The organism is Bordetella genomosp. 4, from assembly GCF_002261185.1.
Classification (GTDB): Bacteria; Pseudomonadota; Gammaproteobacteria; order Burkholderiales; family Burkholderiaceae_B; genus Bordetella_A.
On the sequence record NZ_NEVQ01000012.1, the window covers coordinates 63,955 to 89,684 of the forward strand.

General features: G+C 60.6%; 22 protein-coding genes. 13 read left to right on the top strand and 9 right to left on the bottom strand.

Annotated features, from left to right (window positions below; all coding sequences use genetic code 11):
- Nucleotides 1–5: 5 nt before the first annotated feature.
- Both CAL20_RS08190 and CAL20_RS08195 read left to right on the top strand, forming a co-directional pair.
- Nucleotides 6–665, top strand: coding sequence for a GntR family transcriptional regulator (locus CAL20_RS08190; RefSeq protein ID WP_094837603.1), 660 nt, complete (start codon nucleotides 6–8; stop codon nucleotides 663–665).
- Nucleotides 666–704: 39 nt separating this feature from the next.
- Nucleotides 705–1,427, top strand: coding sequence for a ribonuclease activity regulator RraA (locus CAL20_RS08195; RefSeq protein WP_094820336.1), 723 nt, complete (start codon nucleotides 705–707; stop codon nucleotides 1,425–1,427).
- A gap of 102 nt (nucleotides 1,428–1,529) precedes the next feature.
- Here CAL20_RS08195 and CAL20_RS08200 read toward each other — a convergent pair whose 3' ends face one another.
- Nucleotides 1,530–1,880 carry a hypothetical protein gene (locus CAL20_RS08200; RefSeq protein ID WP_143277052.1) on the bottom strand — a complete coding sequence of 117 codons (351 nt, stop codon included), beginning with the start codon at nucleotides 1,878–1,880 and terminating at the stop codon, nucleotides 1,530–1,532.
- 230 nt (nucleotides 1,881–2,110) lie between these two features.
- Here CAL20_RS08200 and CAL20_RS08205 point away from each other — a divergent pair, with 230 nt between their 5' ends.
- The 5 genes from CAL20_RS08205 (at nucleotide 2,111) to CAL20_RS08225 (ending at nucleotide 6,814) form a co-directional block, all read left to right on the top strand.
- Nucleotides 2,111–2,743, top strand: coding sequence for a GntR family transcriptional regulator (locus CAL20_RS08205; protein ID WP_094837796.1), 633 nt, complete (start codon nucleotides 2,111–2,113; stop codon nucleotides 2,741–2,743).
- 103 nt (nucleotides 2,744–2,846) lie between these two features.
- Nucleotides 2,847–3,821, top strand: coding sequence for a tripartite tricarboxylate transporter substrate binding protein (locus CAL20_RS08210; protein ID WP_094837605.1), 975 nt, complete (start codon nucleotides 2,847–2,849; stop codon nucleotides 3,819–3,821).
- Between the two features lie 23 nt (nucleotides 3,822–3,844).
- Nucleotides 3,845–4,861 (top strand): Bug family tripartite tricarboxylate transporter substrate binding protein, encoded by a 1,017-nt coding sequence (locus CAL20_RS08215; RefSeq protein WP_094837606.1) that lies wholly within the window; start codon nucleotides 3,845–3,847, stop codon nucleotides 4,859–4,861.
- Between the two features lie 25 nt (nucleotides 4,862–4,886).
- Nucleotides 4,887–5,948, top strand: a complete 1,062-nt coding sequence (locus CAL20_RS08220; protein WP_094837607.1) for an isocitrate/isopropylmalate dehydrogenase family protein — start codon at nucleotides 4,887–4,889, stop codon at nucleotides 5,946–5,948.
- Nucleotides 5,945–6,814, top strand: a complete 870-nt coding sequence (locus tag CAL20_RS08225) for an amidohydrolase family protein (RefSeq protein WP_256981386.1) — start codon at nucleotides 5,945–5,947, stop codon at nucleotides 6,812–6,814. The genes CAL20_RS08220 and CAL20_RS08225 overlap by 4 nt, the downstream gene beginning before the upstream one ends.
- Before the next feature lie 101 nt (nucleotides 6,815–6,915).
- On the opposite strand, the gene CAL20_RS08230 is transcribed toward CAL20_RS08225, so the two are convergent.
- Together CAL20_RS08230 and tex are read right to left on the bottom strand one after the other, a co-directional pair.
- The gene (locus CAL20_RS08230) at nucleotides 6,916–8,262 is read right to left on the bottom strand and encodes a tryptophan--tRNA ligase (RefSeq protein ID WP_094837608.1); all 1,347 of its coding nucleotides are present in this window, start codon (nucleotides 8,260–8,262) and stop codon (nucleotides 6,916–6,918) included.
- A gap of 186 nt (nucleotides 8,263–8,448) precedes the next feature.
- Nucleotides 8,449–10,836: an RNA-binding transcriptional accessory protein Tex gene (gene tex, locus CAL20_RS08235; RefSeq protein WP_094837609.1), complete on the bottom strand. Its 2,388-nt coding sequence runs from the start codon at nucleotides 10,834–10,836 to the stop codon at nucleotides 8,449–8,451.
- A gap of 139 nt (nucleotides 10,837–10,975) precedes the next feature.
- Here tex and CAL20_RS08240 point away from each other — a divergent pair, with 139 nt between their 5' ends.
- Entirely contained in the window at nucleotides 10,976–13,186 is a 2,211-nt protein-coding gene (locus tag CAL20_RS08240; RefSeq protein ID WP_094837798.1) for an ATP-dependent DNA helicase, read from the top strand.
- A 116-nt stretch (nucleotides 13,187–13,302) separates the two neighbouring features.
- On the opposite strand, the gene CAL20_RS08245 is transcribed toward CAL20_RS08240, so the two are convergent.
- The gene (locus CAL20_RS08245; protein WP_254923979.1) at nucleotides 13,303–14,097 is read right to left on the bottom strand and encodes an outer membrane protein assembly factor BamD; all 795 of its coding nucleotides are present in this window, start codon (nucleotides 14,095–14,097) and stop codon (nucleotides 13,303–13,305) included.
- Nucleotides 14,098–14,206: 109 nt separating this feature from the next.
- Between CAL20_RS08245 and CAL20_RS08250 the strand changes: the two genes are divergently transcribed.
- The 5 genes from CAL20_RS08250 (at nucleotide 14,207) to phaR (ending at nucleotide 19,257) form a co-directional block, all read left to right on the top strand.
- The gene (locus tag CAL20_RS08250) at nucleotides 14,207–15,181 is read left to right on the top strand and encodes an RluA family pseudouridine synthase (protein ID WP_094820344.1); all 975 of its coding nucleotides are present in this window, start codon (nucleotides 14,207–14,209) and stop codon (nucleotides 15,179–15,181) included.
- Nucleotides 15,169–15,957 carry a peptidoglycan editing factor PgeF gene (gene pgeF, locus CAL20_RS08255; RefSeq protein ID WP_094837610.1) on the top strand — a complete coding sequence of 263 codons (789 nt, stop codon included), beginning with the start codon at nucleotides 15,169–15,171 and terminating at the stop codon, nucleotides 15,955–15,957. Before CAL20_RS08250 ends, pgeF begins: the two co-directional genes overlap by 13 nt.
- Nucleotides 15,958–16,092: 135 nt before the next feature.
- Nucleotides 16,093–17,715, top strand: a complete 1,623-nt coding sequence (phaC, locus tag CAL20_RS08260; RefSeq protein WP_094837611.1) for a class I poly(R)-hydroxyalkanoic acid synthase — start codon at nucleotides 16,093–16,095, stop codon at nucleotides 17,713–17,715.
- Between the two features lie 149 nt (nucleotides 17,716–17,864).
- Nucleotides 17,865–18,602 carry an acetoacetyl-CoA reductase gene (gene phbB / locus CAL20_RS08265; protein WP_094820347.1) on the top strand — a complete coding sequence of 246 codons (738 nt, stop codon included), beginning with the start codon at nucleotides 17,865–17,867 and terminating at the stop codon, nucleotides 18,600–18,602.
- A gap of 91 nt (nucleotides 18,603–18,693) precedes the next feature.
- Entirely contained in the window at nucleotides 18,694–19,257 is a 564-nt protein-coding gene (gene phaR, locus CAL20_RS08270) for a polyhydroxyalkanoate synthesis repressor PhaR (protein ID WP_094820348.1), read from the top strand.
- A gap of 59 nt (nucleotides 19,258–19,316) precedes the next feature.
- Here the strand turns inward: phaR and CAL20_RS08275 are convergent, their stop codons facing one another.
- The 5 genes from CAL20_RS08275 to cphA (CAL20_RS08295) form a co-directional block, all read right to left on the bottom strand.
- Nucleotides 19,317–19,667 carry a BON domain-containing protein gene (locus CAL20_RS08275; RefSeq protein WP_094837612.1) on the bottom strand — a complete coding sequence of 117 codons (351 nt, stop codon included), beginning with the start codon at nucleotides 19,665–19,667 and terminating at the stop codon, nucleotides 19,317–19,319.
- 71 nt (nucleotides 19,668–19,738) lie between these two features.
- A complete protein-coding gene (locus CAL20_RS08280) occupies nucleotides 19,739–19,903 on the bottom strand; it encodes a DUF1328 domain-containing protein (protein WP_094820350.1) in 165 nt (54 codons plus the stop codon).
- Nucleotides 19,904–19,934: 31 nt separating this feature from the next.
- Nucleotides 19,935–20,135 carry a CsbD family protein gene (locus CAL20_RS08285; protein WP_094820351.1) on the bottom strand — a complete coding sequence of 67 codons (201 nt, stop codon included), beginning with the start codon at nucleotides 20,133–20,135 and terminating at the stop codon, nucleotides 19,935–19,937.
- A gap of 158 nt (nucleotides 20,136–20,293) precedes the next feature.
- On the bottom strand, nucleotides 20,294–22,885 hold the full coding sequence (gene cphA, locus CAL20_RS08290; protein WP_094837613.1) for a cyanophycin synthetase: 2,592 nt from the start codon (nucleotides 22,883–22,885) through the stop codon (nucleotides 20,294–20,296).
- A gap of 30 nt (nucleotides 22,886–22,915) precedes the next feature.
- On the bottom strand, nucleotides 22,916–25,540 hold the full coding sequence (gene cphA / locus CAL20_RS08295; RefSeq protein WP_094837614.1) for a cyanophycin synthetase: 2,625 nt from the start codon (nucleotides 25,538–25,540) through the stop codon (nucleotides 22,916–22,918).
- Between the last annotated feature and the right edge of the window lie 190 nt (nucleotides 25,541–25,730).

The window sequence follows — 25,730 nt, forward strand, 5'->3', positions numbered from 1 at the left end:
TGCCTATGACTGAACCATCCGAACAAAAGCTACCGTTGCTCGCGGCGACCGCGGCCGAGGAAATCAAGCGTCTGATCTATTCGGGCGACATCGCGCCGGGTTCACGGCTGAACGAGGCCGCGTTGGCGCAGCAGATGGGGTTCAGCAGGGGACCGATCCGCGAGGCCATACGCATCCTCGCTGGCAGCGGCCTGGTCACTGCCGTACCGCACCGGGGCATGTTCGTGCGCCAGATGTCGATGCGGGACATGCTCGAGAGCTATGATCTGCGTGCGTTGATCTTTGGCTATGCGGCACGGCGCACGACCGAATACTTGTCGCCCGAGCGCACCGCTGCACTGGAGGATCTATTGGCCCAGATGGAGGCCGCAGCCGAAATCTCCGACGGCGGCAGCTATTACGAGCTGAACCTGAAGTTCCACGACTTGATCCTGGAATACAGCAACAACCGCCATGCGGCGCGTGCATACACCGAGTATGTCAACGAGCTGCATCTGTTTCGCCGTAAATTTTTCAATTACACCGCCAAAATGAATCGTTCCAATGCAGAGCACCGAGGCATTGTCGAGGCCATCAAGGCAGGTGACGTGGTTCGCGCTGGCGAGCTGGCCGAACAACACGTACTGGCAGGCAAGCAACGTCTATTGGCCGATCTGGCCGATTGATTTTCCCGTTTGTTCTCTTATTCGCTTCAGGAGCCTCATATGTCCGTAGATGCATTGCCCATTGAACCGAAGATCAAACAAGCCCTGGAGGGTGTCACGACCGCGACGCTGACCACCGTTCTGCTCAAGAAGGGCTTGCGCAATGTCTGGCTGCGCGGTGCGTTTCCGCTGGCTCCTTTTACCAAGCGCATCGTTGGCCGCGCCTTTACTTTACGCTTTGTTCCCGCTCGCGAGGATTTGGCGACACCGGCTTCCTGGTCCTCTCCCATTTCCACGCGTGCGGCGATCGAGGCCATGCCCGAAGGCGCTATCGCTGTCGTAGACGCGATGGGTGTCAGTGATGCGGGGATTTTCGGCGACATTCTGTGCGCGCGTATGAAAAAGCGTGGCGTCAGTGCGCTGGTATCAGACGGCGTGGTGCGTGACCTCGAGGGCGTATTGGGCACGGGACTGCCCGTATGGGCAAACGGCGGCGCAGCGCCTCCATCCGTTGCCGGCTTGACCTTTGTCGGGTGGCAGGAGCCAGTAGGTTGCGGCGGCGTTGCAGTTTTCCCGAACGATTACATCGTGCTCGATCGAGATGGCGCAGTATTGATTCCCGCAGACCTGATCAATGATGTGGTCGAAGCCTCTGTCGAGCAAGAGCGCATGGAGGGATGGATCATGTCCGAGGTCGAGGCAGGCACGCCGTTGCCAGGTTTGTATCCGCCTAACGAGCAGAATCTGGCGCGTTATAAGGCGTGGCGAGCGGAGCAGGGCTAAAGTCGCCGTCATCCCGCATGTACCCGGCGGCGCGATGCCGCCGTCCAGCGCAGTATGCTTGGCGCGAATGAATCAGGCCCTGCGCTGCTTCCCAACACGGCTTTACCAGCGCAGCTCCAAAGTATGCGAGTGGGCATTGTCCCAACCGTCCGCCAATCCATACAGCCCAGCCACGGCGATGACGGCGGCTTGGCGCAGTCTTGCCATGTCCGTCCCCGCATCAACGCAACGCAAGGCGGAACTGCCGACGAACGGTACGATCAAGCCGTCTTTCGTTGACTTTGCTGCATCTCCAAAATCCAACTGGCCGCCCAGTACTTGACCGACGGCGTAGCCGGTGGCGTGAGCTGCCATACTCAAGAACAGCGTCTTCTGAAGCTCTATATCCGGGCTAGGGATCGCGCTGACGCCGCCATACACACTAGAAAGATCACATAAAGATAGTTTACGCATCACTGCCTCCAAACTTCACAACGTGAGAAAAATGGAAATCAAAGTATCCGGTGGATGCCAAGAGGCCACACCCGCTATCTGAAAGGTGTTTCCCCAGCATAGCTCCTGACAGGCAGGCGGGAGAGTGCAGGCGTTCAGAGCTCTGTCAAAAATAAGACCGGCGTCGCTGCTCTATTTGCGTCTCGATTTTTTGTATGCAAAAATATATTTACGAATATATAGAGACAACCATGCCCATCCCGCAAACCAGTTCACAGGCGTTTGCCGCCTATAACGAGATCAAGCAACGCATTTTCATGGGCGAATTCACGCCGGGAATGCGGTTGCGCGAGATCGAGGTCGCGGCGTTGCTGGACATGGGGCGTACGCCCGTGCGCGAGGCGCTCAAACGGATCCAGGATGAGGGCCTGCTGCGTCACGAGCCCGGACGAGGCATGGTCGTGGCTACGATGGATCAGCAAGAGGTGGGCGAGCTCTATGCCATGCGCGAGGTGCTGGAATCCGCCGCTGCCGCGATGGCAGCTCAGCATGCGACAGACGCCGAAATCGCCAACATGCAGGCCATCCTGGACGAAGGCGATACGGATCCCGTAGCGTTGAATCTGCGTTTTCATGACGCTATTTACAGCGCGGCCCATAACCGGCATTTGATCCGTTCGTTGCGCTCTTTGACCGATACCACTTATCTGCTGGGACGCAGCACGTTGAGCTCCAAGGCGCGCGCGAAGGTCGCGATGAAAGAGCACAGCGATATTGTGGACGCCATCCGCAGCCGCGATCCCGATCGTGCTGCAGCTGCCGCCCGGCACCACATTCATCAGGCATTGCTCGAGCGCCTCAAGATGCTGCGGCAGCGCGGTTGACGTATTCGCGTATCGAACGTTCTTGGCGCGTTCAGAGCAACAGAGTCTGTCCCAATTCATCAAAAGAACTCAGTCAGTCCAGACAATCAGGAGACATCGCCTTATGCATTACTTCAAGCACATCCGTCGATATGCCGCTTTAACCGTTGCATGCGTTATGCCGGTCTTGGCGTGCGCACAGGGTTTTCCGACAAAGCCGATCAAGTTGGTGGTGCCGTTTGCAGCAGGCGGCGGCACGGATAGTATTGCACGCGATATGGCGCGCACTTTGAGCGAACGTCTGGGGCAGCCTGTGGTGGTGGAAAATCATGGCGGCGGCGGGGGCTCTATTGGCGCGAATAACGTGGCGCATGCGAGCCCCGACGGATATACCTTGTTGTTCGCGACATCGACGTTTGTCACCAACGCGGCGGCGGAGGTCTCCAGCAATTATGACGTGGAGAAATCGTTCGCACCTGTCGCGCTGATCGGCCGCGGCCCGTTGTTGGTCGTGGCCAATAAAGACCTGGGTGCGAAATCGATCGCGGATTTGCGCAAGCTGGCCACTGAGCGACCCGATGAAATCAATTTCTGCTCTGCAGGCTCAGGCAGCATCAACCATTTGTCGGGTGAGCTGTTCAAGCAAAAGGCCAAGGTGCAGATGATGCATGTGCCATATAAAGGCAGCGGTCCGGCGACAGTGGATCTGCTGGCAGGCCGCGTGCAAGTGTTCTTCGCGACGGTACCGACCATTTTGGGGCAAGTGAAAGAAGGGCGGGTGCAGTTGCTGGCGGTGACCGGAGCGCAGCGTTCGCCCTTGTTTCCCGATGCGCCGACCATGGCAGAGGCTGGCGTGCCTGACTTCAATATTTCCACGTGGTGGGGCATTCTGGCGCCTGCCGGTACGCCTGCGCCGATCGTGCAGCAGTTGAATGCCGCCGTGAACGAAGCCGCATCCGCGGATCTGGTTCGTCAACGATTGACAAACGAGGGCGCAGACTTGTTTGCAGGTACGCCTGAGGATTTTGGCAAGGCTTTGTCTGCGGAGCTGGCGCTATGGCGCGGCGTGGTGAAGCAATCCGGCATGCGCCTGGATTGATGTGTCAGTGCAGGAGACTCTCTATGTTTAAAGATTCGTTGCCTCAGCAGCCGGCTCGCCGGCGTCTGCTCGCCGGCGCAGGCGCTGCTGTTGCTGCTTGGATGACTGTTGGCGGCCGCGCGGCCTATGCCCAGTCAGGTTATCCGTCGCAGCCCGTGACGGTGATCGTTCCGTATGCGCCTGGCGGCCAAGGTGATGTGTTTGCGCGTCTGATCGGCGAAAAGCTCAGCCAATCATTAAAGCAAACCGTTGTGGTGGAAAACCGGCCCGGCGCATCGGGCGCGATCGGTGCCCGGATGGTGGCGCGCGACGACCCGGATGGGTATCGCCTGTTGCTGGGGCAGACCGGCGAAATGGCGGTAAACCCTTTTGCGATGCGCGATCTGGGTTATGACCCGCAAAAAGATTTTGTACCCGTTGCGTTGGTTGGCGACTCGCCGCTGGTACTCGTCGTGCCGGCAGGCTCGCCGTACAGGACGCTGCCGGCGTTAATCGAGGCTGCATTGGCTAAACCGGATAATGTGACGTATGCCTCATCCGGCACAGCCACGCCAGGTCATCTGGCAGCAGCGGCATTGGCGTTGGGCACCAAGAGTTCGATGGTGCATGTGCCCTATAAAGGCGCGGGCCAGGCAATGACAGATTTGCTGGGTCAGCACGTTGATTTTTTCTTTTCCAGCGCGGCCGCCGCAATGCCACATGTTTCCGCGGGCAAGCTGAAGGCTCTGGCGGTTTCTACGCCCGAGCGCATCGCTGCGCTGCCGGATGTGCCCGCAGTGGCCGAAGGTACGGTGGCAGGATTCGAGTTCAGCTTATGGGGCGGTTATTTTGCGCCAGCCGCAACGCCGTCACCTATCGTGCAACGCTTGAACCAAGACATCAATGCTGCGCTGTCTGATGACTCTATACGCAAGCGTTTCGAGGCAGACGGCGTCGTCATCCGGCCGAATACTGCCGAAGAATTCGCCGCGTTTGTCCGTCGCGAAATGGAAAAGTATCAGCGCCTGGTTGCGCAAACCGGCGTGTCTGTCGAGTCTTAACGTCATTTATTTTCGAGGTGTTCTCATGAAGATCGTTGTATTGCCGGGCGACGGCATCGGGCCTGAAACGATGGCGGTAGCGGTGGATGCGCTGCAGGCTGTGTCGCAGCGTTTCGATCTGGGTTTGCAGTTGGACCACGACGTGGCCGGGCACGACAGCCTCAAGCGTCATGGCGCTACGGTGACGCCGGCATTGCTGGAGAAAGTTCTGGCTGCCGACGGCCTGATGCTGGGGCCGATGGCGACCTACGACTTCAAGGACGAGTCCAAGGGCGAAATCAATCCTTCGAAGTTTTTCCGCAAGAATCTGGACCTCTATGCCAACATCCGTCCAGCCCGTACATACCCGGGCATGCCTGCACGGTTAGGCGAATTCGATCTGGTGGTTGTGCGGGAGAACACCGAAGGCTTTTACGCCGACCGCAATATCGAATCCGGCGGCAGTGAAATGCTGATTACCCCAGACGTCGTCGTATCATTGCGCCGTATCACTCGCCAGTGCTGCGAGCGCATTGCACGCTCTGCTTTTGAACTGGCAATGACGCGCAAGAAGCACGTCACGATCGTACATAAGGCGAACGTGCTGAAAATCGGTGATGGCATGTTCATCGATATGTGTCACGAGGTGGGCAAGGAATTTCCCGAGGTGCGGGTCGACGACGTCATCGTCGATGCGATGATGGCTCATGTGGTGCGCGCGCCTGATCGTTATGACGTGATTGTGACGACGAATATGTTTGGCGACATTTTGTCTGACCTGACTGCTGAGTTGTCGGGAAGTTTGGGCTTGGGCGGCTCATTGAACGCGGGGCGCGATCACGCGATGGGACAGGCTGCGCACGGCTCGGCTCCCGATATCGCCGGCAAGGATCTGGCCAATCCTGCATCGCAATTGCTATCGGCTGCGATGCTGTTGACCTGGTATGGCCAACGTAAGGGCGGTGCGAAATTCCTGCATGCTGGCGCTGCAATCGAAGCTGCCGTGGCTGCCACGATCGCGTCGGGCCAGTGTACGGCCGATGTTGGCGGCAAGCTGGGTACGCGTGCCGCTGGCCAGGCTGTGCTGGCCCACCTGCGGGCGGCATGATGATGGCCACGCCCCCTCTGCCTGCCGGCGCTTGCGACTGCCACGTTCATGTCGTGGGTGACCCGGTCCGTTATCCTATGGCGGCCGATCGTCATTACACGCCTGGGCGCGCTTCGGTGTCCGATCTGAAGCAGCACATGAGTTCACTGGGCATCAGCCGTGCGGTGATCGTGCAGCCCAGTGTGTATGGCACCGACAATGCCTGCATGCTCGATGGCTTACGCGACCTGGACGGGGCAGGGCGTGGCGTCGCCGTATTGGATGACAGTGCTGACGATGCGCAGCTCCGGGATTTTCATTCATTGGGTGTGCGCGGGTTGCGGCTGAATCTGGAAAGCGTAGGCAGCCGCGATACGCAACGTATGCGTGATGACTTGCAAGCGTGGGCGCGGCGTGTGGCGCCGCTGGATTGGCACTTGCAGGTGTACGCCTCGCTGGACGTTATTGCAGAGGTCGTTCCCATATTGCAAACCTTACCTGTGCCGGTAGTGTTGGATCATTTTGCCGGCGTGCCGGCGGGCGCCGCATTGACAGACTCGCGGGTGCAGGCCGTGTTGCGTTTGGTCGCGTCGGGGGCGGCCTACGTGAAACTGTCCGCACCATATCGTATCGATCCATCCGGCACGGCCGGCGAGGCAGTAGCGGGATTGGCCGCAGCATTCATCGGCGCCAATCCTGATCGCATGCTATGGGCCAGTGACTGGCCGCATACCAATCGCGAACCGGGCAAATCGCCGCTCGAGGTCAGTGCCTATCGGCACATAGGCAGTCCACGATTGGCGCAGGAGATCAATGCCTGGCTATCTGACGAGGCGGTGCGCGCGCGCGTGCTGGTTGAAAATCCCGCGCGCTTGTACGGTTTCTAGAAAGTCTTTGTGCCGGAACATCATCGGCTGTCCTGATTCCCGCACATCTACGTGGGAATCAGCACAGCTCTGGCTTGGCGCAGACTTCGTGCGCGGCCCCGTCAGCCCTGCGCAGCCAGGGCTTGGCGCACTTGCGCCAACAGCGCATCGCGTTGGGTTTCGTCGGCGGCGGCAGGACCTTGAGCGATAGCCGCACCATCCAGCACTGCCGTATAGGCTAGCCCGTCCACATGCAGAATGTCTTGGTCGCCAATCGCCTGCAGCCGTTGCATCACGGCGCCTGCCTCTTTTGGATTCTCAAAGCTGCGTGACAGCAAGAGCTCTTGGCCGTCCGCACCCAGCAACCGAAAACGGAACGTTCCGTCGTCGTCGCGGAAACTGACAAAGCGCGCCGCTTTGCTGGATTTCTTGGCAGTGGCTTTGTTGGCCACCGCAATCGCCGTGTGACGGCGCAGGCCGATGGCCTCGCGCAATTGCGCCATGAACGGCGTCGCCAGCTTGCGGGCCTTTTCTGCGCCGGCTTGCAGAATGTCTTCGATACGCTCGGGATGGGCCATCAGAGCCTGATAGCGTTCGCGCATAGGTGCGATATCGCGGTCCAGGCGCTCGTAGAGGGCTTGTTTGGCGTCGCCCCAGCCCATGCCGCCTTCGAGCTCTTTGCGAAAAGCAGACGATTCGGCTTCGGTGGCAAAGGCCCGATATAGCGTATACAGGTGCGAGCCTTCGGCGTCCTTGGGTTCGCCCGGCTGACGCGAGTCAGTCACGATGCGCATGACGGCTGCGCGCAACGATTTCGCATCGCCCTCGAACAACGGAATTGTGTTGTTGTAGCTCTTGGACATCTTGCGTCCGTCCAGGCCCGGCAGGGTGGCGACGGACTCTTCGATGACGACTTCCGGCAGGACGAAATATTCGCCGCCGTAGAGATGGTTAAAGCGCTGGGCGATATCGCGCGCCATTTCCAGGTGCTGGGTTTGATCGCGCCCGACCGGGACCTTGTTCGCGTTGAACATCAGGATGTCCGCTGCCATCAGCACGGGGTAGGAAAACAGCCCCATGGTGATGCCGTCATCCGGGTCGACCCCCTTGGCAGTGTTTTGGTCCACCGAGGCTTTGTAGGCATGGGCGCGATTCATCAGCCCCTTGGCCGTGACGCAGGTCAGGATCCAGCACAGTTCGGGAATCTCGGGAATGTCCGATTGACGGTAAAACGTCACGCGTTCGGGGTCGAGGCCTCCGGCTAGCCAGGTGGCGGCGATTTCCAGGCGGGAGCGCGCCACGCGGGCCGGATCATCGCATTTGATCAATGCGTGGTAGTCCGCCATGAAGTAAAACGCGTCGGTACCAGGCAGGGTGCTCGCGTTGATGGCTGGACGGATGGCGCCAGCCCAGTTACCGAGGTGAGGGGTGCCAGTAGTGGTGATGCCGGTTAGAACGCGGGTACTCATGAGTATGGCGGATAAAGCGTGATTGGACAGAGCGTCCAGTTTAACGCGTTGGCGGGGCCTATGATTCCTGGGGGTAATCTGGCCCCGATGTCGGATCCGCCATCAACAACGAACAGAGAATAAACCCGTCTGCCAAATCGTTTCCTGTTTGACAGGCGGGTCCTGGTGACGGTTTAGCAGCCGCTTTTAACGCTTGAGTTTGGCGAAGGCATCCGCCATGGCGCTGTTGCGCGGCTCGTTGCGGCCAGCGTCTGCCTGAGGACGTCGGCCACCGCCACCGCCGCCATTGCGCGGCGCGCCGTTGCTGCGAGGCGCATCATTGCCGCTACGGCGTGCAGGCTGGGCCGTATCATTCAAGCGCATGGTCAAGGCGACGCGCTTGCGGGCGACATCGACTTCCAGCACTTTGACGCTGACGGTTTGCCCCACGCGCACGACATCGCGCGGATCCTTGACGAATTTCTCAGCCAGGGCCGAGATGTGCACCAGACCGTCCTGATGCACGCCGATGTCCACGAACGCGCCAAAGTTGGCCACGTTGGTGACGACGCCTTCGAGAATCATGCCGGGGTACAAGTCGTTCAGCGTTTCCACGCCTTCCTTGAACTGCGCGGTCTTGAACTCAGGGCGCGGATCGCGGCCCGGTTTTTCCAGCTCGGCGAAAATGTCGCGCACAGTCGGCAGGCCGAAACGCTCGTCCGTAAAATCGGACGGAGATACGCCTTTCAGGGCTTCGCGTTGACCGATGATCTGCTGAACATCGGTCTTGATCTTGGCCACGATGCGTTCGACCACGGGGTAGGCCTCGGGGTGTACCGCCGAGGCGTCCAGCGGGTTTTCGCCGTTCGGGATGCGCAGGAAGCCGGCGGCCTGTTCAAAAGCCTTTTCTCCGAAGCGGGGGACTTTGCGCAGTTGTTCCCGCGTTGGGAATGCGCCATTTTCATCGCGCCAGGTGACGATGTTCTTGGCCAGCAGGGAATTCAGCCCCGACACGCGTGCCAACAGGGCCGCCGAGGCGGTATTCACATCGACGCCGACAGCGTTCACGCAGTCTTCGACCACCGCGTCTAGCGAGCGCGCCAGTTCGCGTTGATTGACATCGTGCTGGTACTGGCCGACGCCAATGGCTTTGGGATCGATCTTGACCAGTTCGGCCAGGGGGTCTTGCAGGCGGCGAGCAATGGACACGGCGCCGCGCAGCGTGACATCGAGATCGGGGAATTCCTGCGCGGCAGTTTCCGAGGCGGAGTACACCGATGCGCCGGCCTCCGAGACGACCACCCGAGTCAGTTTCAGATCGGGATACTGGCTCATCATGTCGGCCACCAGTTTTTCGCTTTCGCGAGATGCGGTGCCGTTGCCGATGGCGATCAGCTCGACTTTATGACGAGCTGCCAGGGCGGCCAGCGTGGCGATTGTGCCTTCGCGATCACGGCGCGGCTCGAACGGGTACACGGTGGCGGTATCGACGACCTTGCCGGTGCGGTCGATGACGGCGACCTTGCAGCCGGTGCGGATCCCGGGGTCCAGGCCCAGCACAGCTTTGGGGCCGGCCGGTGCGGCCAACAGCAAATCTTTCAGGTTGGCAGCGAATACGCGGATAGCCTCGGCTTCGCCTTCTTCGCGCAGACGGCCAAATAGCTCACTTTCAAAGGCGGTCAACAGCTTGACGCGCCAAGTCCAGCGGCAGACTTCTCCCAGCCAGCGTGAACGCGGCGAGGCGTCCAGGGCGAACAGGTCATTGCCGAGCTTCAGGAAGCTTGCCACGCGCGCGACGCAGGGATGCGGCGTCTGGGCCTCTAATTCGGCCTCCAGGCCCAGGCGCAGCTCGAGTACGCCTTGTTGGCGGCCTCGCATGAGCGCAAGGATACGGTGCGAGGGCAGGGTGCGCACCGGCTCGTTGAAGTCGAACCAGTCGCGGAAATTCGCGCCTTCGGTTTCTTTGCCTTCGGCGACTTTGGCATACAACAGGCCGGTGGACCACAAGTGGTCGCGCATGTCGGCCAGCAGATCGGCGTTTTCGGCGTAGCGCTCGGCCAGGATGTCGCGGGCCCCGTCCAGGGCTGCCTTGGCGTCGTTGATCGAGGCTTCGGGATTCAGGTATTGGGCCGCCAACTCGGCGGGGTCACATGCCGGGTCAGCCAGGATGCCGTCGGCCAGAGGCTCCAGTCCGGCTTCGCGAGCGATCTGGGCACGGGTGCGGCGCTTGGGTTTGTACGGGGCGTACAGGTCTTCCAGGCGTTGCTTTGTATCTGCGGTGGCAATTTCCTGTTGCAATTCGGGCGTAAGTTTGCCCTGTTGCGTGATGGACTCCAGGATGGCGCCGCGCCGCTCTTCGAGCTCGCGCAGGTAGCCCAATCGGACTTCTAGGTTACGCAGCACCGTGTCGTCCAGACCGCCGGTCGCTTCTTTGCGGTAGCGTGCGATGAAAGGCACGGTGGCGCCGTCGTCCAGCAACTCGACGGCAGCGGCGATTTGGGAGGGGCGGCTGCCCAGCTCGGTGGCAAGCTGGGCAAGGATACGGGCTTGGTCGACGCTGGGCGCAGTGCTCGTGGTGGCGGAAGTGTCAGGCATCTCGATACGGCTGCAAAGGGAAATCAAGGGCCGGATTTTGCCACAAGGCGGCGACAGGGCGCATGTTGAGGGCTATTTTGAGCACGGTGCCCTGGGGGCTCGGAGTATCATTGAGCGCCCCTAATCGTTGATGTGTTTGATGCTAGATCTGGATATTTCCGAGTTTTTTGCCGCTGACGGCCCGTTGAGCAAGGCGCTGCCTGGCTATAGCCCCCGTCCGGCCCAGGTCGAGCTGGCGCAGGCGATCGGCCAGGCCATCACCGATCGCGCGACCCTGGTGGCCGAGGCCGGGACCGGTATTGGCAAGACCTGGGCTTATCTTGTGCCCGCCATGGTGGCTGGGGGCAAAGTCGTCATCTCAACAGGCACCCGCACGCTGCAGGACCAGCTGTTTGCCCGCGATTTGCCGCGTGTGCGCGCTGCCTTGGCCGCGCCCGTGACAGCGGCGCTGCTCAAGGGGCGGGGCAATTATGTCTGTCACTATCATCTGGATCGTCTGCAAGGCGACGAGCGCGCTCTGAAGTCCCGGACCGAGATTTCGCAACTGCGGCAGATCCAGGTCTTTGCTGGCATCTCCAAAACCGGCGATCGCGCCGATCTGGGAAAAATCCCCGAAGACGCCGATATCTGGAATCGGGTGACGTCTACGCGCGAAAACTGCCTTGGCCAGGAGTGTCCGCGCATCCGCGATTGTTTTGTGGTGAAGGCCCGGCGCCAGGCCCAAGACGCCGACATCGTGGTGGTCAATCACGCCTTGTTCATGGCCGATCTGGTATTACGCGAAGAAGGCGTGACGGATCTGCTGCCCGAGGCGGACACGGTGATTTTTGACGAGGCGCATCAGTTGCCGGACACCGCGACGCGATTTTTGGGCAGCAGTGTCTCGACCCATCAATTGCTGGATTTCGGCCGCGCCCTGGAGGTCGCAGGGCTGGCATACGCCCGCGAAGCGGCGAAATGGGCTGATGTCAGCCGGCACGTGGAAACCGCTGCCCGTGAGTTGCGCCTGGTCTGCGCACCCCTGGATCAACTGCCGGGGCGCAAAGCGACCTTTGAGGCGATGCCGGACCCAGAGCAATTTGATGCGGCACTGGCTGCCCTACGCCAGGCGGTCGAGGCGGCTACGCGGGCATTGGCCGGCGTCGCGGAAAAGCATCCCGATCTGGCTGCAGCCGCCCGCAGTGGCGCAGACATTGCGTTGCGCCTGGCAAAGTGGGCGACGCCTGCCAGAGACGGCTCAGACGGACGGATCGGCGTTCAGGATGACGATGCCGTCTCCGACAGTGGATCGAGTCTCACACGTGACTCAACGCTGGCCGACGAGGGTTGGGGTCTGGACCTGCAAGCTCTTGTGTCGGCTCAGCCACCAGCTGGCGAAGAGCCCGCTCATGCTGCCGAAAATGCGTCGGGTCAATCCTCGGATGACGGGGTTTCCACCGCTCGCGCTTTACTGCAAGGTGCTGCGGCTGCAAGGTTGTTTACCGGTCCGGCGGTGCGCTGGGTCGAGCACGGGCAGCATCATGTCCGGCTGCATTCTGCCCCCTTGTCGGTGGCTCAGGCGTTCTCCAAGTTTCGTAAACCTGGCCAGGCTTGGATCCTCACTTCGGCGACGCTGTCGGTGCAGGCGGATTTTGGCCACTACACTCGTCAATTAGGACTGAATGACGCCCGGACAGGGCGCTGGGAGTCCCCTTTTGACTATACCAACCAAGGTTTGCTGTTCGTGCCGCGCGATATGCCCGAACCGCAATCGCCGCGTTTTGCCGAGCGTTTTGTACAGACGCTGATGCCGCTGCTCGAGGCCAGCCCGGGCGGCACCTTGGTGCTGTGTACGACTTTGCGCGCTGTGGATCGTGTGGCCGCGTTGTTGGCCGAGACGTTCGAGGATCAGGGATACGATTGGCCCTTGCTGAAACAGGGCGATGCGACGCGGCGCGATCTGTTGGAGCGCTTTTGCAAGCTCGAACATCCGGTGCTGGTCGGCAGCGCGACATTCTGGGAAGGTATCGACTTACCGGGCGATGTGCTTACGCTGGTCGCCATCGACAAGCTGCCCTTTGCTCCGCCGGATGATCCCGTGATCGAAGCCCGGCTGCGCGCCTGTCGGGAGCGAGGCGGCAACCCCTTTGCCGAATATCAATTGCCCGAGGCGGCAATTTCCCTGAAGCAAGGGGCTGGCCGATTAATTCGGACGGAAAGCGATTGGGGGGTGCTGATGGTCGGGGATGCCCGCCTCGTCGAAAAACCCTATGGCAAGCGTTTGTGGCGTGGGTTGCCGCCATTTTCTCGGACGCGGGACATGAGCGAGGTCCTGGCGTTTTACGCCCGCCGCGAGCAGGGCGATTACTGAGCGCTCCCCGGGCTCGGCTGCAGAGCCAGATGGCGAGTCCCTCCCCCGGGTCGGTCGGGGATAAATGCAATGTGCCGCCCATCGGGCGGCACATTGTCATATCGACTACGCGGAGATCATTTCCACGAGAACGGGTTCCACCAGCTCTTGTCGGTCAGCAGCGTTTTTTCGTCCATGGTGCTGTCCGGATAGTTGGTCTTGAGCACGCGCTGGGCGTCGTTCTGAAGGTCAGTCATTCCCAGCTTGCCATACGAGGCCGACATGATGACCAGGGCTTCTTCGGAGGCGGGGGCGCCTTCGAAATCGGTGATCACGGTCTGGGCACGGTTGGCCGCTGCGATATAGGCGCCGCGCTCGTAGTAGTAGCGCGCGACATAGACCTCGTTCATGGCAATGGCGTTTACCAGCCATGTGAGGCGCTGTTGGGCATCGGGCGTGTACTTGCTCTGGGGAAAGCGTTTGATCAATTCGTTGAAGGCGTCGTACGAGGCCCGCAACCCTTTGGGATCGCGCTCTGCAGGGTCCTGGCCCGTCAGGTTGCTCATGAACGCACTGGCAGGGGTGAAATTGATCAGCCCTTTCAGGTAGAGCATGTAATCGGTGCCAGGATGATTGGGGTACATCTGCTGGAACCGGTCAATGGCGGCCAGCGCTTGTTCGTTTTCGCCGTCTTTCCAGTTGACGTAGGCCAGGTCGATCAGGGCTTGCTGGGCGTAGACGCCAAACGGATATCGGCTTTCAATGGCGGTGAGCCGGTCGCGCGCTTCGTTCCAGCCGCCGGAGTCCATTTCAGCTTTGGCGTCGGTGTACAACTGTTCCGCGCTCCAGCCGGCGGTCTTGTCATACTTGGTGTCGGTGCCGCTGCAGCCTGCGACAGTCAGAGCGACGGACAGCGCGATGGCCGCGCGCAGGAGCGAGCCGCGTAGAGCAGGGCGGTTCGAGAGGGCAGCAGAGCGGAAAATCACGAGATACGTTTCCTTGGTGTTAGGATGGCACGGCTGAATTATATGATCTTGCTTCATGTCCCATACAGACGCCCTTGCCGTTGACAGTGCCAGCTTCGCGGCAGATGACGAACCTCAGTGTATTACTGTGCCGCCCGGCACGCGAGCCGACCGCCTGGACAAGGTCTTGGCCGCCTTGCTGGACGGGCATTCCCGCAGCCGTCTGCAGGGATGGATCGAGGCCGGCTGGGTCCAGGTCAATGGGGCGGCCGCCAAGGTGCGCCAAGTGGTCGGCCCCGGCGATGTCATCGCCGTCTGGGAACAGCCCGCCCCGGAAAGCCTGGCGTTTACGCCCGAGCCCGTCGAATTCGGGGTTGTGGACGAAAGCCCCGACTGGATCGTCGTGAACAAGCCCGCGGGGCTGGTGACGCACCCAGGCGCCGGCAATTGGCACGGCACGCTGCTCAACGGCCTGCTGCACCGATACCCAGAGCTGGGCCGGGTGGCGCGCGCAGGGATCGTGCATCGCCTGGATAAGGATACCTCCGGTTTGATGGTGGTCGCGCGTAACGACTTGGCACAAACTCATCTGGTTCGACAACTTCAGGCGCGCAGCATGGGCCGCGAATACATTGCCCTCGCACACGGCTGGTTAAAGACGGCGGGTGTAGTGGATCGTGCGATCGGCCGCGATCCGCGCGTGCCCATCCGCATGAGCGTCGAGCGCCCGATTGCTCCGAAACCCGCTGTTACGCACTATTCCCCTTTGAGACATGGGCGCGCGCCTGCGGGCGAGCCGGTGACCGAGGTGGTCTGCCGCCTGGAAACGGGCCGTACGCATCAGATTCGCGTGCACTTGGCCAGCCTGGGGCATCCATTGTTGGCCGATACGATTTATGGCGGACGCGAGGCCGCCGGCGCGACGCGGCAGATGTTACATGCCCGCGCCTTGCATTTTGATGACCCCGGCGGCCGTGGCGAAGCCGTTTTTCGCGCCGATCCGCCTGAAGACATGAGACAAGCCCAGGAAGCCACACAATGGAACGCGTGATTCACGGATTGCCCGTTGTTACCGGCCCGCAATGGCCAGGCGTGCACTATTTCTGCACCACGCGAGCCGGGGGCGTAGGGGTGTCGCCGCACGATACCCTGAACCTGGGACTGCGTGCCGACGATTTGCCGGAGACCGTACAGGAGAATCGCCGCCGTGTGCGCGCAGCCGTTCCTGCCGATCCCTTGTGGCTGCGCCAAGTCCATGGCACTGAGGTGGTCGATGCCGACAATCCTCCGTCGGCAGTGGATGCGGGGTTGACGGAGTTTGCTGCCGACGCCAGCGTGACCTCAGTCCCCGGACGGGTGTTGGCCGTCATGGTGGCGGACTGCCTGCCCGTGTTCATGGCGGATCTGGATGGCACGGTTGTCGGGGCGGCTCATGCCGGCTGGCGAGGGCTGGCTGGCGGAGTCCTGGAAAACACCCTGCGGCAACTCCGCGCCAAAGCGCCGGCCGCCCGTGGCTGGCGTGCCTGGGTCGGGCCCGGCATCGGCCCCGACCATTTCGAGGTCGGAGAGGACGTGCGCGAGGCCTTTGCCGTTGGCGGTCCGCAGGCCTTGGCGTGCTTTACGCCGCGTGCCGGGCGCCCTGGTAAATGGCTGGCAGATCTTCCTGCGCTTGCGCTATTGCGGCTGCGGAGGGCGGGGGTTGAGGACGTGCATGCTTCTGGACTGTGTACGGTGTCGGATCCGGCGCGCTTTTTCTCGTACCGGCGCGACGGCACGACAGGCCGCATGGCGCTGCTCGCGTGGCGGGACAGTTCGTTTTCGGTATAAACCCGAGTTCTTGTATACCCGCATTGACAGCCTCTGGGGCGCCATGCACCATCGGGCTGTCACGCAGGTGATTTAATCTCGCGGGGAGGCAGGTCGCTGCTGCATTCCTGCTCCAGACCATAACAAGGTGTCGAAGTGAACGCCCCTATTTCCGCTGCTTGGCCCGTCCCGGTTAGCGTGGCGCCGGACGCGCTGGCAGATATCCAAGCCGACTTCTCGCGAGAGTGGCTGCGTATTTGCGACGAGGCGCAGCGTGGCGTCCTGGCGCCGCCTGCCGACCGGCGTTTTCGTGGCGCAGCGTGGGCCGCCAGCCGCCAGCATCTGTTGATGGCGCATGCGTATTTGCTATCGGCGCGGGTGCTCTCGCGTATGGTCGATGCCGCACAGGTGGGCGAGCCGCTGCGCAACCGGCTGCGGTTTTCCATCATGCAATGGGTCGATGCGCTGTCGCCGTCGAATTTCCTGGCTTTCAACCCTGACGCACAACAGTCGATCATTGACACGGCGGGTCAGGCATTGCGTGACGGCCTGGCCAATCTGGCCAATGACCTGCGTAAAGGCCGCATCAGCCAGACTGACGACAGCCAATTCGAAATCGGCCGCAATGTGGCGACGACGCCGGGCCAGGTCGTATTCCAGAATCCGTTGTTCCAGTTGATCCAATACACACCGCAAACGGATACGGTCTACGAGCGTCCGTTGGTGATCGTGCCGCCCAATATCAACAAGTTCTATATCCTGGACTTGCAGCCGGCCAACTCCTTTGTGCGCTATGCAGTTGCGCAGGGGCACACGGTGTTCATGGTGTCGTGGCGCAATCCGCTGTCGAGCGATACGGATGGCGTCGATCAGGCCACGTGGGCCGAGTATCTGGATAATGCGGTGCTCAAAGCCTTGCAGGTTGCCAGCGACATTTCTGGACAAGACCAAGTCAACGCATTGGGGTTTTGCGTCGGGGGCACGATGCTGGCATCGGCGTTGGCCCTGGCTCAGGCCCGCGGTGAGCATCCGGCCGCCTCGCTGACGCTATTGACCACGCTGCTCGACTTTCATGACACCGGCGTGCTGCAAGTGTTCGTCGACGAAGCGCATGCCATGCTAAGGGATCAGCAGATCGGCCAGGGCGGTCTGATGGCGGGCCGCGATCTGGCGACGACATTTTCGTTCCTGCGGCCCAACGAGCTCGTGTGGAATTATGTGGTGGGCAATTACCTGAAAGGGCAGACGCCGCCAGCATTCGATTTGTTGTTCTGGAACGGCGACAGCACCAACCTGCCCGGGCCTTTTTTCACGTGGTATTTCCGTAATACCTATCTGGAAAATAATCTCAAGGTGCCTGGGCGCGCCCGTGCCGGTGACGTCGCATTGGATCTGACGCGCTTGAAAATGCCGGCCTACTTGTACGGTTCGCGCGAAGATCACATTGTGCCGTGGACCTCTGCCTATGCATCAACGCAGTTGCTGCGCGGGCCGCTGCGTTTTGTGCTGGGGGCATCCGGCCATATCGCCGGTGTCATCAATCCGCCCGAGGCCGGCAAGCGCAATTACTGGGTCAGTGAGGATGCGGCCTTGCCAGGCGACCCCGGCGTATGGTTTTCGCAAGCTACCGAGCGTGCCGGCAGTTGGTGGCCTGACTGGTCGCAGTGGTTGGCAGAGCATTCCGGCGCCAAGCGCCGCGCGCGTACCAAAGCCGGGAATGCCCGTTATGCGCCGATCGAACCGGCGCCAGGCAGTTACGTTAAAGTTCGAGCAACCTGAGGCCGCTTGACAGGTCCTTTTTGTTGGATGGGAGTGTTTTAGATCAACAGTGAGTATGCGCAGCAAGCAGTCGTTATTGAATAAGCAATCCGGCAGTATCAGTAGCAGGTAGTACGTTATTGAGGCGCTCAGTGCGCAGGAGGAAGGATATGAGCGGGAAACTGGCATACGTTACGGGCGGTATGGGCGGCATAGGCACGGCGATCTGCCGCCGATTGGCCAAGGACGGGTTTCGCGTAGTCGCCGGCTGCGGTCCAAGCCGCAACTATCAACAGTGGCTCGATGAGCAGGCTGCCCAGGGATTTACCTTCCATGCATCGGTCGGCAATGTATCCGACTGGGATTCCACCGTGGCCGCGTTCGAGCGCGTGGCCAATGAATTGGGGCCTGTCGATGTGTTGGTCAACAACGCGGGGATTACCCGCGATGGCTTGTTCCGCAAAATGTCCGCCGATGATTGGCGTGCGGTGATCGACACCAATCTGAACAGCTTGTTCAATGTGACCAAGCAGGTCATCGAAGGCATGGTCGAGCGTCAGTGGGGCCGTATCATCAACATCAGTTCGGTCAATGGGCAGAAAGGGCAGTTTGGGCAAACCAATTACTCCACGGCCAAAGCCGGTATTCACGGCTTTACGATGGCTCTGGCCCAAGAAGTCGCCAGCAAAGGCGTGACGGTCAATACGATCTCGCCCGGATATATCGGTACGGATATGGTGCGTGCCATCCGCCCGGATGTGCTGGAGAAAATCGTCGCGACGATCCCGGTACGCCGTCTCGGAACCCCCGAAGAAATCGCTTCGATGACGTCATGGCTGGCTTCAGATGAATCTGGTTTTTCGACGGGCGCTGATTTTTCGCTCAATGGCGGCCTGCACATGGGCTGATGAGAGACGAGCCGGAAAGCATGTGCAGGCGTTCCGGCTTACACTAGGAATACTTCAAAGCTAAAGAGATCGCCCGATCTCGGGGACAACCATGACGCAAGCTCAAACTGGCGCCGGTCAGCGCCTGATTAAAAAGTACCCCAATCGTCGTTTGTACGACACCCAGACGAGTACCTACATTACGCTGGCGGACGTCAAACAACTGGTGTTGGCGAACGAGGAATTTCAGGTGGTCGACGCCAAGAGCGGCGACGACTTGACGCGCAGCATCCTGCTGCAGATCATCCTCGAAGAAGAAAGCGGCGGCATGCCGATGTTTTCCTCGAACATGCTGTCGCAGATCATTCGTTTCTACGGCCACGCCATGCAAGGCATCATGGGCTCGTACCTGGAAAAGAACATCCAGGCGTTCATGGAGATTCAGCAGCGCATGGCAGAGCAGTCCAAAGGTCTGTATGGCAGCCAATTCGGCCCGGAAGCCTGGGCGCAATTCATGAACGTGCAGACGCCGATGCTGCAGAACATGATGAACAACTATATTGATCAAAGCAAAAATCTGTTCGTGCAGATGCAGGATCAAATGCAAGACCAGACGCGTGCGATGTTCTCTTCGTTTCCGTTTACGCCGGGCGGCGGCCAGAGCGGCCGCAAGTAAGGCGCGCGGCGTCAGACCCGATGCGCGGATTCATCGCCGTAGTCTGACGCCTCTATCTGCTATTTCTTTTCAGCTTTACTGGGATCGACCTTGATGTCGTTCTGCACTTGCTTGACGCCTTCGACATCACGCGCGACCCGGGCGGCCTGCTCGACCTCTGCCTCGGTGCCTACGGTACCGCTGAGCACCACCGTGCCATCAGTAGTCTCGACGGCAATGTCCAGCGCGCTGAGCGTCGAGTCGGCGACCAGTGCGCCTTTGACCTTGGTCGTGATGACCGTATCCGACGCGTATTCGCTAACAGACTGTTTGTTGGTATCGGCCTCGGCGGCATGAACGGTCGTACCCACGGCGCCGAACATGGCACCGGCACCGACGGCCGTGGCAATGATCAGTTTACGCATGTTCATAGAAATACTCCTTCTACATAGCGATGAGTGGCATCGGGGGGAGAGCGCGGCCTACTGTGGCCGCGCAGGGTCTATTTCTTTCTGAGCACGCCGCTCAGTATGGATAGCACCGCCAGAATCAAAAACACGAAGAACAGAATCTTGGCAATGCCGGCAGCGCCAGCGGCAATACCGCCAAAGCCCAAGACAGCGGCGATGATAGCAATCACGAAGAACACGGCAGCGTAATACAGCATTTTGGATTCTCCTCGAAGTGCAATTAGCCCATTAGCGGTTGGCGTCGAAAAACGTGCGGACTTCCTTTTCGGCTTCTTCCTTGGTCTTGCCGTAACGTTCCTGGATCAAACCGCTCAGCCGTTCAGCATTGCCTTCGACGCGCGTCAATTCGTCGTCGGTCAGTTCGCCCCAGGCCGCTTTGGCTTTACCGGTCAGTTGTTTCCACTTGCCTGCAACGATATCGTTGTTCATAGTGATCCTCCGGGTTGATGAGCGTGTTACCACCCTACGAGCGACCTGGGGGGCCTGTCAAACGATGCTGTTGGTAAATGTAAATGCGGCCGCAGCGATTCCCATGGTGAAACACGGGAGCGCTGCGGCCGCGGGTGCAGTTACTGGTCAGTAAAGTTTTATGCGGTTTTGACGGATGAATGTAACGAAATTCTGCGCTGAAGATGCGCCAGTGCCTCATCGACCTGATCCACCAGCACCAGGCACAAATCCCCCTGTGACAAGCGATCCAGCGCAGTGTCGATCGCCAGAAATTCGCCATGGATTTCTTGCACATGGCGGGTGCGGCGTGCAGCGCTCAAACCCTCGCGCAATAGCGCCAGGACTTCGCCATCGGCCCGGCCGCGCTGACATTGATCCTCATACAGCACGACATCGTCGAAGGCATCGCCCAGGATGGTGGTCTGCAACCGCAGATCTTCATCCCGCCGGTCCCCGGCGCCGCTGATCACCACGCTGCGCCGTCGAGCCGGCATGGCCTCGATCGCTCGTACCAGCGCCTGGATCGCATCAGGATTATGGCCATAGTCGGCGATGACAGTTGCGCCTTTGTAGTCGAACACATTAAAGCGGCCGGGGACGGTCATCGCATCACTGACAAAGGTCGCGAGTCCCGAACGTATGACGGCCCAATCGATGCCGAGAGACCACGCGGCGGCTATTGCAGCCATGGCGTTATCCACCTGAAATCCGATGCTGCCTTTACGCGTCAGAGGAATATCGCTGAGCGAAATCTTGATTTCGCTATCGTTCTGCGCCGCGACGATGACCGGACCGTCACGGTACACCACGCGGTGCCCTTGAGCGCGATGCGTGCCGATCAAGGGATGCGTCGGGTCATCGGAAAAATACACGACCGTCCCGGGACATGCGATCGCCATGTTGGCGACAGCAGGATCAGTGGCATTCAGTACGGCAGCACCACCCGCATGCACGTATTGCACAATCACGCGTTTGACGACCGCCAGATCTTCTACAGTACTGATGTAGCCCAGCCCCAAATGGTCGCCCATGCCCAGATTGGTCACGATGGCGACGTCACAGCGGTCAAAAGCCAGACCCTCGCGCAAAATGCCGCCACGCGCGGTTTCGAATACGGCCGCATCGACATCGGGATGAGCCAGGATACGGCGCGCGCTGCGAGGGCCGCTGCAGTCTCCCGTATCGATGCAGCGCGAGCCCACATAGACTCCATCCGAATTGGTCATGCCGACGCGATGGCCCGCTTTGGCGAGCAGGTGTGCCGTCAATCGCACCGTCGTCGTCTTGCCGTTGGTGCCAGCCACTGCCACGACGGGAATGCGGCCGTTATCGCCATCGGCAAACATGCTGGAAATAATCGCTTCACCGACTGCGCGGCCTTTGCCGAACGAGGGATTCAAGTGCATGCGCAGACCCGGCGCCGCATTGACCTCGACGACACCCCCGTGCTGTTCCTCAAGCGGCAGGTGCACGGTCTCTGCAACCACGTCTACGCCGCAAATATCCAGCCCTATCATGCGCGCTGCCGTCACGGCGCGGGCCGCCAATTCCGGATGGACTTCGTCGGTCACATCCGTTGCCGATCCCCCTGTGCTGAGATTGGCGTTATGGCGCAAGGTGATCAAGGTGCCGGCGGGAGGAATCGAATCGGCGTCATAACCCTGGTTTTGCAGCGTGGCCAACGCGATGTCGTCAAAACGGATTTTCGTCAATGAGGTGGCATGACCATCGCCGCGTAACGGATCGGCGTTCACTTGCTCGACCAGTTGACGGATGGTGTGGCGTCCGTCGCCTGTCACTTGAGGCGGATCGCGGCGGGCCGCAGCGACCAGACTATCTCCCACCACGAGTAATCGAAAATCGTGGCCGGGTATGTAGCGTTCGACAATGACTTCGTCGCTGATAGCGGCGGCGACTTCATACGCTGCAATGACCTGTTCGCGGCTCTCGATATTGACAGCAACGCCGCGCCCTTGGCTGCCGTCCCGAGGCTTGACCACGACCGGGCCGCCGAGCTCCTGTGCTGCTTGCCACGCGGATTCCGCGTCGGAGACAGAATGCCCTCGGGGTACGGGGACGCCCGCCGCATGCAGCAGCATTTTGGTCAGGTCTTTGTCTTGCGCGATAGATTCTGCGATGGCGCTGGTCGCGTCGGTCTCGGCAGCCTGAATGCGGCGTTGCCGGCTGCCCCAGCCGAATTGCACCATACTGCCTTGAGTCAGCCGGCGAAAGGGAATACTGCGCGCCAGCGCGGCATTGACAATAGAGCCCGTGCTGGGCCCCAGCCGTACGTCTTCGTCCAGTTCATGCAGCTCGGCCAGCACCGCCTGCACATCAAACGGCGAGCCGGACAGTACCGCCTGCAGCAGTTGCGTGGCTGCCTCCATGGCGCGCCGCCCCACGTCTTCTTCACTGTACTCGACGACAACCTGGAATACGCCTGGTTCGATCGTGGCAGCTGTGCGCCCGAACGTCACCGGGCACCCGGCATGGGCTTGCAGAGCCAATGCGGTATCTTGCAAAACGTGAGCGATAGAGAGTGCACCCTGATGGCCATCGGGACGCAGCCGGCCTATCTGCGGAAATCGGGCACGCAGATCAGCTTCGAAATTTGGCAAATGCTCATCGATGGCGCACTCAGCATCGTCGCAGGTAACGATGGCTTCGATAGCAGTATTGCGGCTCCACAAATTAGGGCCGCGCAGGGCGCGAATACGGGAAACTTCCATGACCTAGAGTCCTGTGCGAGGCGTTGTTATCTATTGTTGGATCCAGTGGCGCACGCGATCGACGGTGGGACCGGAGTAGCTTTCGTCGGATTGCAGCAGAACAAAGTCGCCAGACTGAATTGCATTCAGCACCTGATCAATGGCGCGAGCGTGATCTGGTTCTTCTTCGATCCTGATGGTTTTAGAGAGCTCCAGCGCGGCTTGCGCCAGCCCCTGGCGCAACAGCGCACGCCCCTCTCCGGCTGGCCGGCGGCTATTCACCGTAGCGTCGTCATACAGCACCACGTGATCAAACGCCTGGGCGAGCAGACGCCCCTGTTCGATGAGATCGGCATCGCGGCGGTCTGCGCCGGCGGCATAGACCGCGCAACGCCGCTCAGCAGGAAAATTCGCCACGGCGTCGAGCAATGCTTGCAATCCCGACACGTTGTGGACATCATCCACCACCACTGTGGCGCCTGCGCGTTTGAACATCGTGAATTGCCACAGCGCATCCGCTTGGCCGACGTCAAATGCCTCGATACCCGCGCGGATGATGGATTCAGGAATACCCAACGCCCACGCTGTTCCCACCGCTGCCAGCACGTTTTCGATCTGAAAGCCAACGCGGCCGCCATGCGTGAGCGGAATGTCTGCCACGCGTGCCAGCAGAGTTTCATTCTGCCCCGCAGCGAGCACAATATTGCCGTCCTTCACGAAGACAGCGCGATTTCCTTGCTCTAAGTGTGCCCGCAACACCGTCAGAGCGGCATCAGGGCTGAAAAACAGCACCTCGCCGTCGCACAGCGGTGCCATCTCTGCGACCAGCGGATCTTGTGCGTTCAGGACGGCGACGCCCGTGGGAAGCACCACGTCGACTTGCGTGCGAAACACATTGGCCAGACGCTCAGTGTCCTGAATATCGAAATCGCCCAAATGATCGCCCTGGGCGATGTTGGTCACGACGCCCACCTGGCAGCGGTCATAAGCAAGCCCCTGCCCAAGTATTACCGCGCTGTCGTTCTCTATCACTGCGGCTTCGGTGCGGCGGTTCATCAGCAGCCGCCGGGCGCTTTCCCAATTCGCGCAGTCGCCGGTCTGCACTTGCTGAGGGCCCATATAAAGCCCCTCGCTGCACGCTAAACCTGTTTGCCGGCCGGATAGGGACAGCAGGCGAGCCACTAATCGCGCCACCACGGTTTTTCCGTTGGTGCCCGTGATGCCGACAACAGGAATACGGCCATCGTCGTTCTCCGGGAACAGGTGATCGACAATGGCTCGGCCGACAGGACGCGGCGTCCCGTCGGCAGGCCTCAGGTGCATGAGCAGGCCGGGGCCGGCGTTGACTTCGACGATGGCGCCGCGCTGTTCCTCCAAGGGTTTTGATATGTCCTCGGCGACTAGATCCACGCCTGCAATATCCAGCCCGACAATTTTGCTGGCCAGCACCACGGTGTGCGCCGTGTCGGGATGCACCCGGTCGGTGACATCAAAGGCCACATTGCCGCTGCGCTGGATCAGGACGCGCCTGCCGTGTTCGGCAATGCTGTCGGCCGACAGCGATTGTCGCTTCAATTCCAGGCGGGCGGCAGAGTCCAGACGCACCTTGTTCAGCGGATGGTTTTCGGTGCGGCCGCGTCTAGGGTCTGTATTGAGCTGCAGCTCAACCAGTTCGGCGATGGTGTGCTGTCCGTCGCCGGTAACCCAGGCCGGTTCTCCCGCTGCGGCCGCAACCAGGCGGTCTCCCACGACCAGCAGGCGGTGCTCGTTGCCCTGTACAAAACGTTCCACGATGACGCCGCTGCCTTCGTCTACGGCGACAGAGTAGGCGGACAAGACCTCGGCTTCGGTGGTCAAGTTGGTGAAAACCCCACGGCCATGGTTGCCGTCGCAGGGTTTGACCACTACGGGCAGGCCGATGTCCTGGGCGGCTTCCCAGGCGGCTTCCGGAGAGTCGACTTCACGGCCTTCAGGCACGGGCACGCCGCATTCGGACAGCAGGGATTTGGTCAGGTTCTTGTCTCGCGAGATGCCTTCGGCGATCGCGCTGGTGCGGTCCGTCTCGGCTGTCCAGATGCGCCGCTGGCGGTTGCCATAGCCGAACTGGACCAGATTGCCTTCGAATAACCTGATGCAAGGAATATCGCGATCGTCGGCGGCGTCTACGATACAGGCGGTGCTGGGACCCAGGCAGTGCGTATCGACCAGGTCATGCAACCTCGTTACCGCGCGCTCAACGTCAAAATCATGGTCTTTGATGGCGGCCAATACCAGGGCTCGCGCCTCGTCCAGGGCCGCCCGCGTGACTTGTTCTTGCCAGGCTCGCACCACGACTTTATAGACTCCGCGCCGCGAGGTCTCCCGCGCTTTGCCGAAGCCCCCCGGCAGACCAGCCAGCGTTTGCAGTTCGAGCGTCACGTGTTCCAGGATATGGCCGGTCCAGGTGCCTTCGCGCAGACGTTGCAAAAAACCGCCCCGTACGCCGGGGCTGCAGCGATGCTCGATCAAACCCGGCAGCCAGGCAGAGAGCCGCTCGTAAAACCCGGGAATCAGATTCGACGGATAGTCCTCGAGGGCGCCAATATCCACCCAGGCTTCAAGAACCGGGCGGTAAGTCCAAATGTTCGGGCCGCGCAAAGCCACGACATCGAGAAATTCAATGTCTTTATCGTTCATGGTCGAGGAGGGGGGATGAGCGTCGGCGGACAGGAAACCCCACAATGTGGCGGGGATGTCGTGCAGAATGCGAAGCCGAAGCCTGGGCTGGGATGATTCCTAGTAGTGGAAATTGATAAATCCGGCTGCTACTATACGCCGCCTTTTTCCGCCGATAAACTCGTGCTGTTGTAAGGAAGGGACAGGCCGC

What these genes read in the sequence shown, in the direction of transcription:
- CAL20_RS08190 (WP_094837603.1), top strand. Translation starts at nt 6, where the DNA reads ATGACTGAACCATCCGAACAAAAGCTACCGTTGCTCGCGGCGACCGCG.
- CAL20_RS08195 (WP_094820336.1), top strand. Translation starts at nt 705, where the DNA reads ATGTCCGTAGATGCATTGCCCATTGAACCGAAGATCAAACAAGCCCTG.
- CAL20_RS08200 (WP_143277052.1), bottom strand. Translation starts at nt 1,880, where the DNA reads ATGCGTAAACTATCTTTATGTGATCTTTCTAGTGTGTATGGCGGCGTC.
- CAL20_RS08205 (WP_094837796.1), top strand. Translation starts at nt 2,111, where the DNA reads ATGCCCATCCCGCAAACCAGTTCACAGGCGTTTGCCGCCTATAACGAG.
- CAL20_RS08210 (WP_094837605.1), top strand. Translation starts at nt 2,847, where the DNA reads ATGCATTACTTCAAGCACATCCGTCGATATGCCGCTTTAACCGTTGCA.
- CAL20_RS08215 (WP_094837606.1), top strand. Translation starts at nt 3,845, where the DNA reads ATGTTTAAAGATTCGTTGCCTCAGCAGCCGGCTCGCCGGCGTCTGCTC.
- CAL20_RS08220 (WP_094837607.1), top strand. Translation starts at nt 4,887, where the DNA reads ATGAAGATCGTTGTATTGCCGGGCGACGGCATCGGGCCTGAAACGATG.
- CAL20_RS08225 (WP_256981386.1), top strand. Translation starts at nt 5,945, where the DNA reads ATGATGATGGCCACGCCCCCTCTGCCTGCCGGCGCTTGCGACTGCCAC.
- CAL20_RS08230 (WP_094837608.1), bottom strand. Translation starts at nt 8,262, where the DNA reads ATGAGTACCCGCGTTCTAACCGGCATCACCACTACTGGCACCCCTCAC.
- tex (WP_094837609.1), bottom strand. Translation starts at nt 10,836, where the DNA reads ATGCCTGACACTTCCGCCACCACGAGCACTGCGCCCAGCGTCGACCAA.
- CAL20_RS08240 (WP_094837798.1), top strand. Translation starts at nt 10,976, where the DNA reads ATGCTAGATCTGGATATTTCCGAGTTTTTTGCCGCTGACGGCCCGTTG.
- CAL20_RS08250 (WP_094820344.1), top strand. Translation starts at nt 14,207, where the DNA reads ATGTCCCATACAGACGCCCTTGCCGTTGACAGTGCCAGCTTCGCGGCA.
- pgeF (WP_094837610.1), top strand. Translation starts at nt 15,169, where the DNA reads ATGGAACGCGTGATTCACGGATTGCCCGTTGTTACCGGCCCGCAATGG.
- phbB (WP_094820347.1), top strand. Translation starts at nt 17,865, where the DNA reads ATGAGCGGGAAACTGGCATACGTTACGGGCGGTATGGGCGGCATAGGC.
- phaR (WP_094820348.1), top strand. Translation starts at nt 18,694, where the DNA reads ATGACGCAAGCTCAAACTGGCGCCGGTCAGCGCCTGATTAAAAAGTAC.
- CAL20_RS08275 (WP_094837612.1), bottom strand. Translation starts at nt 19,667, where the DNA reads ATGAACATGCGTAAACTGATCATTGCCACGGCCGTCGGTGCCGGTGCC.
- CAL20_RS08280 (WP_094820350.1), bottom strand. Translation starts at nt 19,903, where the DNA reads ATGCTGTATTACGCTGCCGTGTTCTTCGTGATTGCTATCATCGCCGCT.
- CAL20_RS08285 (WP_094820351.1), bottom strand. Translation starts at nt 20,135, where the DNA reads ATGAACAACGATATCGTTGCAGGCAAGTGGAAACAACTGACCGGTAAA.
- cphA (WP_094837613.1), bottom strand. Translation starts at nt 22,885, where the DNA reads ATGGAAGTTTCCCGTATTCGCGCCCTGCGCGGCCCTAATTTGTGGAGC.
- cphA (WP_094837614.1), bottom strand. Translation starts at nt 25,540, where the DNA reads ATGAACGATAAAGACATTGAATTTCTCGATGTCGTGGCTTTGCGCGGC.